General features: G+C 63.1%; 4 protein-coding genes. All 4 read right to left on the bottom strand.

The annotated features are described in order from the left end of the window. Window positions 1-506: 506 nt before the first annotated feature. Complete coding sequence (locus tag J3U95_RS26940) at window positions 507-950, bottom strand: hypothetical protein (protein ID WP_184236228.1); 444 nt, start codon at window positions 948-950, stop codon at window positions 507-509. A gap of 220 nt (window positions 951-1,170) precedes the next feature. Next, the gene (locus tag J3U95_RS26935; protein ID WP_005670908.1) at window positions 1,171-4,338 is read right to left on the bottom strand and encodes an efflux RND transporter permease subunit; all 3,168 of its coding nucleotides are present in this window, start codon (window positions 4,336-4,338) and stop codon (window positions 1,171-1,173) included. After that, window positions 4,335-5,924: an efflux RND transporter periplasmic adaptor subunit gene (locus J3U95_RS26930; protein ID WP_005670907.1), complete on the bottom strand. Its 1,590-nt coding sequence runs from the start codon at window positions 5,922-5,924 to the stop codon at window positions 4,335-4,337. The genes J3U95_RS26935 and J3U95_RS26930 overlap by 4 nt, the downstream gene beginning before the upstream one ends. Next, window positions 5,921-7,237, bottom strand: a complete 1,317-nt coding sequence (locus J3U95_RS26925; protein WP_005670905.1) for a TolC family protein — start codon at window positions 7,235-7,237, stop codon at window positions 5,921-5,923. Before J3U95_RS26925 ends, J3U95_RS26930 begins: the two co-directional genes overlap by 4 nt.

The following is a 7,237-nucleotide window of genomic DNA, read 5'->3' as shown; positions in this document are numbered from 1 at the left end:
CGGCTTGCTTGAGGATGGCGATGATCTGGCTGTCGGTAAAACGGGACGTCTTCATGTAGAGCTTTCTGTTCTTAAGTAGAAAATTCTACTTCTAAACGCGCTCTTTCTGTGGGGGGATTACCCGACCATATAAACAAGAAGCGGAGCCAGTGGGCCAAGGATGGCTTGTATCTGTATTATCTGCCGCCCTATAGCCCTGAACTCAATTGAATCGAGATTTTGTGGAAGCGCGCCAACCATTACTGGCGCCGCTTCGTTGCCAAGAACGGCACAGATCTGCTTGATGAGGTTCAGTCCTTGATGAGCGGCTTCGGGAGCAAACTCACGATGAATTTTGGGTGACTACTTAGCGTTAACTACCAGACAGGCGCCCTTAGCGTTCGTAGTGCTTCGGAAACAGTTTGTGGACGCTACAGCAACGTGGGTAGTGCATGCCACGGAAGAGGTCAGTGGCTTCAAGAATCGGCGGCACTTCTCGGAACAGCACGATGCCATGGCAAGCAAAACTATTGAAGCCAATATCCGTTTCGCTTCACATTGAACTGGTAGAGGTCGATCTCTTGCCGGGTAATAGCTGAGTCCGATGTGACGGACAGTGTCGAGTCGTAGCCGATCGCCCCCGCCGCGGGGCTAGGGACGCCGTCTTTTGGAACCTCTACGCCGAAGAAATTGAGCGAGAAGCCCTGATTGTCTCTGCGGCACGCTATCGTAAAGCGCCCGAGGTAGCTGCCTGAGAGGTAGCTTTTCGCAAAGGTGCTGCCGCTGATGTCGCGCGTTTCGCCGTCGACCGCCAAAGTCATCTTGCCGCGCTGCTCGGTGAGCTTGAGTTCACGGTCTTGGCACTTACCCTCAAGTATCGAACGCTCGATCTGCGGGACGTGGTAACTGTCGTCCGAGCTTACGATAACGGTAGTAGTCAAGGCGGCGGCAAACAACAAGGCTGTAAGCATGAACGGAGTCCCAGGGTTGTGCGTGATCGATTATTGCATCACCGAGAGGCGTCGACAATCACAGATGTTTCATTCGGAACCAGTATACCGGTTGCGTTGACCAAATAGCAAATCCGTGCTTTCCAGGACGCCAGCGGACGACGGGATCTTGCAGTGATTCAGCCCGGTACGCGTCCCATGCACAGGGCCGCGCACCGGCACTACCTACAGTTTCATATCCTTAGTTGTGATCTCCCGATGAGGCACCAACATTGCGCGCTTCATGCAGGGAGCGTTCGTGTAACAGACGCCACGCTGCCGGGATGACGAACAAGGACAGCAGCGGTGCAGTGACCATTCCGCCGATCATCGGCGCCGCAATGCGCTGCATGACTTCTGAGCCGGCCGCGCTTCCGAACATGATGGGAAGCAGCCCGGCCACGATGACTGCAACCGTCATCGCCTTGGGACGTACCCGCAGGAGCGCACCTTCCGTGATCGCTTCCATCACCAGTTCGCTGGTCAAAGCACGCCCGGCATCGAGCCGGCTCTGGAGCGCATTGCGCAGATAGACCTGCATGACGACACCAAACTCTGCCGCGAGCCCTGCGAGCGCGATAAACCCGACCGCAGTTGCAACGGACACGGCGTGGCCAAGCAGCCAGACCAGCCAGAACCCGCCGACGAGTGCGAACGGCACGGTCGCCATCAGAAGGAGCGCTTCCGCCGTGGAGCGGAAGGCCAGGTATAGCAATAGGAAGATGACCAGCAAGGTAAGCGGGACGACGGTCTTCAAGCGCTCGGAAGCGCGCTCGAGATATTCGAACTGTCCCGACCAGCCGACGGAATAACCCGGCGGCAGCGTGACCTTTTCCCGGACGCGCTCCTGCATTGCGCGAACGGCAGTCAAAAGGTCGACACCGCGGACATCGACATACACCCAACCGGACAGGCGCGCGTTTTCGCTGCGGATCATCGGAGGCCCGTCCATCACGACAATCGTCGTCACGTCGCCTAGGCGGATCTGCGCGCCCCGCGCGGTGACGACCGGCAGTTCGCGCAAGGCCTGAACCGAATCGCGGTAGTCCTGCGGATAGCGCACGTTGATCGGGAAGCGCTGCCGCCCGTCGACGACTTCGCCCACGTTGTCGCCACCGATCGCCGTCGATACGACCGTCTGGATGTCGGCCACGCTCATGCCATAGCGCGCGGCGCGCAGCCGGTCGATGGTCACGTCGATATAGCGGCCGCCGCTGAGCCGTTCGGCAAGCGCGGAGCTGACGCCGGGGACCGTCTTGACGGCGGCTTCGATGGCCGTCGTCACCTTATCGATCTGGCCCAGGTCCGGCCCGGAAACCTTGATGCCTACCGGCGTCTTGATACCGGTGGAGAGCATGTCGATGCGGTTGCGGATCGGCGGCACCCACACGTTCGATAGCCCAGGCACCTTCACGATGCGGTCAAGCTCCTCCACCAGCTTTTCGGTGGTCATACCCGGCCGCCACTGGTCCTTCGGCTTGAACTGGATCGTCGTTTCGAACATTTCCATCGGCGCCGGGTCGGTCGCGGTCTCCGCGCGACCCGCCTTGCCGAAAACGGTCGCCACCTCGGGCACTGTCTTGATCAAGCGGTCGGTCTGCTGCAACAATTCGCTTGCCTTTGCGGCGGACAGGCCTGGCAGGGCCGAGGGCATGTAGAGGAGGTCGCCCTCGTTCAGGGGCGGCAGGAACTCGCCGCCCAGCCGCGAGATAGGGATGGCCGTCAGCAGAAGCGCGATCATGGCGATACCCAGCGTGGTTTTCGGGTGCCGGAGACTGGCGTCGAGCAGCGGGCGGTAACCCTTGATGAGCAGGCGATTGATCGGGTTGGCGGACTCCTTCGGGATCCGGCCCCGGATGAGATAGCCCATCAGTACAGGAACCAGGGTAATGGCCAGTCCGGCGGCCGCCGCAAGCGTGTACGTCTTGGTGTAGGCAAGTGGCGAGAACAGCTTGCCCTCCTGGGCTTCGAGCGCGAACACGGGGATGAAGGAGAGGGTCACGATCAGGAGCGAAAAGAACAGTGCCGGCCCGACTTCGACCGATGCCTGGGCAATGATTTCCCAGCGGGTCCTGGCGTCGGGCGCGCTGGCCGCGTTGGTTTCCGCATAGCTCTCGAGGTGCTTGTGGACGTTCTCGACCAGGACGAGCGCGGCATCGGTAGCGGCGCCTACGGCGATCGCGATGCCCCCAAGTGACATGATGTTCGCATTGACACCCTGGTAGCGCATGACGATGAATGCCGCCAGCACGCACAAGGGCAGGGTGAGCACGGCCACGAGCGCGCTACGCACATGGAACAGGAAGACCGCGCACACGATCGCGACTACGATGAACTCTTCAACGAGCTTGCTCCCCAGGTTCGCCACCGATGCCGAGATCAGCGTCGACCGGTCATAGGTCGTGACGATCTCCACACCTTCCGGGAGCGAATGCTTGAGCGTTTCGAGCCTGGCCTTGACGGCGTCGATGGTGTCGAGTGCGTTCTTCCCGGACCGCATGATCACGACGCCGCCGGCGACCTCGCCCTGGCCATTGAGCTCGGCGATACCGCGCCGCATCTCGGGCCCCAGGCGCACCGAGGCGACGTCCCCCAGTAGGACCGGCGTGCCGGCTTCGTTCGCGTTCAAGACGATGTTGCGGAAGTCCTCCAGAGAACGTAGGTAGCCGTGCGAGCGGACCATGTACTCGGTTTCCGCGATTTCGACGACGGAGCCTCCGGATTCCTGGTTGGCCTGAGCGACCGCATCGAGCACCCAGGTGTGTGACATGCCGAACGCGCGCAAGCGGTCCGGGTCGAGGACGATCTGGTATTGCCGGACCATGCCGCCGATGCTGGCGACTTCCGCGACGTCGCGCACCGTCCTGAGCTCGAACTTCACGAACCAGTCGTTGAGGGCGCGCAGCTGGCTGAGGTCGTGCCGGCCGGTCCTGTCGACCAGCGCATACTCGAATACCCAGCCGACGCCGGTACCGTCGGGTCCCAGTTCGGCCCGCACGCCGGCGGGAAGGCGGTTCTGTACCTGGTTGACGTATTCCGTCACACGCGAGCGCGCCCAGTACAGGTCGGTCGCGTCATCGAACAGCACGTAGACGAACGAGTCGCCGAAGAAGGAGTACCCCCGCACCGAGGTCGCTCCGGGCACGGACAGCAGGGCAGTGGTCAATGGATACGTCACCTGGTCTTCGACCAGCTGCGGCGCTTTGCCGGGAAACTGGGCGCGAATGATGACCTGGGTGTCGGAAAGGTCGGGCAGGGCGTCGAGCGAGGTCGTGCGCAGCGAGTGGACGCCCCATGCCGCTAGCAGGGCGGCGGCAAGGAGAACCCAGACCCGGGCGGCGATCGACGCGCGGATGATGCGCGCGATCATTGCTTGCCGTCCTTCGCTACCACGACCCGCTTGAGCAGGTAGCCATCGGCACCCTCGACAAAGTCGAATTCGACGGTCTGGCCAGCCTGGATGTCCTTGAATGCATCAGGCGCAGGCTTCATGAAATCCATCGTCATGGGCGGCCATTGCAGTGTCGGGACGGGCCCGTGCGACAGCGTGATGGCATCTTCCGAGACCTGCTCCACCTTGCCGACCGCCGTATGTACCATTGCCGCTTTGCCTGGCTTGTCTGGCTGTGCAGCGGCGTTCGGCGACTTCTTCATGGCGTCCATACGGTTGGGTGCAGGCGTCTGGGCCCCGCCGCCATTGGTGGGTGCCGCCGGCATTTCACTTTCGAACTTGGGGAGGACCGATTTCAGGTTCGCTTCGGAATCGATCAGGAACTGCCCCGAGATGACGACTTTCTGGCCTTCGTCCACGCCGCTCAGGATCTCGGTGTCATTCCCGATCTCGCGGCCGGTTGTCACGACCACAGGACGCAGGCTGTCGCCCTGAGCGACCAGTACGATGGAACGTGTACCCGATGCGATCACGGCCTCGGTCGGAACCATCAGGCGCGGCTGTGCTGCAGCAGCGCTCAGCCGGACGCGCATCAGCATGCCAGGCATCAGTGATGCGTCGCGGTTGTCCAGTTCGATGCGGGCCTGGGCAGTCCGGGTAGCGGCGTTCACGCCTGGCAGGATTTCACGCACCTTGCCTTCATAGGTTTGCCGGGCATTGCCTTCCGCCGTCGCGCTCACCCGCATGCCGGCTCGAGCGGAGCCGATCAGGGCTTCCGGCACCTCGGCAAGCAGCCAGACGGTTTGCATGCCGACTACCTTGGCGATGGTCATGCCCGGTGTTACCTGGGCGCCTTCACGCACCCCGAGTTCGCTGACGACCCCGGAAACGGGGGAGGTGAGCAGCTGGTGCGTCTGCACACGCCCGGTACGCTCCAGCTCCGCGACAAGAGAGTCGGGGATCGAGAGTGCGCGCATGCGCTGGCGAGCGGCGGAGGCAAGCGCTGTGTCGCCGCCCCGTCTGAGCGCAAGATACTCCTCCTGGGGGGCGATCCATTCCGGGACGAATACCGAAGCGACGGACTGACCGCGCTTGATCTGCTGGAGTGGCGTGCGAACGTGAAGCCTGTCGATGTAGCCGGCGGTACGACTCTGGATGACCTCCTCGCGGCTGGCATCGAACTGGGTCGTGCCGACCAGATCGAGCGACTCGGTGACTACCTCGCGCCGCACGGTCGCGAACCGGATACCGAGATTCTGCTGGAGGGTCGGCGAGATCCTGACCCCGGTCGTTTCACCGCCGTCGGCGTACACCGGGACCAGCTGCATGTCCATGAACGGGCTTTTCCCGGGCTTGTCGAAGCGTTTTCCGGGAACCATCGGATCGTGCCAATACAGGACGCGCCTGCCCGGATCCGATGGGGAGGCGGTGGCCGGCGCGCTCCTGTCGCCGTGTCCGCCGGAGCCGCCTGGAGACCTGTTCGCGCCCAGCCAGTAGCCCCCATACCCGATCAGGGCACCCGCAGCAGTAAGGATCAGAGTCTTCGTTGCAAGGGAGCGCTTCATTTGCCAGTCCTCCCGGCACTTGCCAAGTCCTGCGGAAGCAGGCGCAGTTCCAGTCCCGCCCACACCAGTGCGGCCTCCAGCTCGAGCGCATTAACCTGCAGCCTGCGCGCGAGAGCGGCACGCCGGGCTTTGAATACCGAGGTCAGCGTTCCCATCCCGCCGCGATAGTCGGCCAGCGCGGTCTCGACCTGCCGTGCCGCCGTCGGCAGCAGTTCCTTCTCGAGCCGGGCGATGCGGCGCTTCAGGCTCTCGAGCTGCCCCAACTGGGCCTCGATAGCCGACCGTGTCTCGAGCAAAGCCTCCTCGTACTCCAGCCTTGCCCGTGTGCCCAGTTCGGCTTTCTCCGCGATCTCGCGGTCCTGGCGCTGCGCCCGGTGGATGGTCAAGGGGATGCTGACGCCAAACGAAACCATGTTTGAAAACTGTCCGCCGCGCTGGGCGAAGCCGGCTTCGAATGACCAGTCGGGCCGGCTTTCTTGTACGGCCGCGCCCGCGTCGGCGTCGGCCAGGTCGACGGCGCGGCGTGCGCCGAGGATGGCCGGATGCATGCTTTCCAGGTTCGACATCGCCAAGCGGGTTGCCGCAGTGTCCAGATTCGGCCCCTCATCAGACACGGCCCTGGAGTCGGTGCGGGTCCAGCGGCGCAGCTGGAGGAGCGCGGTCTGCAGGTCCTGCTCGGCCGCATCGACGTCGTCGCCGCTGAGCACGAGCTCGGCTCTTGCCTGAAGGACGTCGCTGGCCGAGGCCTTGGCCCCGCGATGCGATGCCTGGAGGGCCGAAAGTTCGCTTTCCATTTCGTGCGCAATCGACCTGGACAGGCCGACCGCTCGCTGCTTGTACAGCACGGTCAGCCACGCTTTTCCGGTCTCGACACGGATATTCGCGACCTTGTCGAGATGCGCCGCCTCGGCGGCCTCGACCGTGCGGCGTGCCACCTGCGTCCGGGCCTCCCGCTTGCCGCGGGAAACCCATTGCTGTTCGATGCCGATCCGGCGCATTGTCATGAAATCGGCTTTGGGGCGGAAGCGGTCCGGGCCCGTTACGGGCAGGTTATCGATGCCCAGTTTCAGGGTAGGGTCGGGCAACTGGTCCGCGCGCGCGGCAGCATGCTCGCTTGAGGCGACCGAGGCCTGTGCCGCCTTTGCTGAGGACGAAACGGACGTTGCAAGTGCCAGGGCTTCGTTCAGGGAAAGCCCAACGGGGGCAGCAGATGCGCCCCTCGGAACAAGTAGGAACAAGGCCACGACCAGAGCGTGGCCAAGGCGTGCGGGCTTGGCCGGCACGCCATGACGTGACATGAGATAAGAATACAT

The sequence above is a fragment of the Massilia oculi genome (genome assembly GCF_017582745.1).
GTDB lineage: Bacteria > Pseudomonadota > Gammaproteobacteria > Burkholderiales > Burkholderiaceae_D > Telluria > Telluria oculi_A.
Note: the sequence above shows the minus strand (reverse complement) of the source record. Positions and strands in the feature narration are given on the sequence as shown.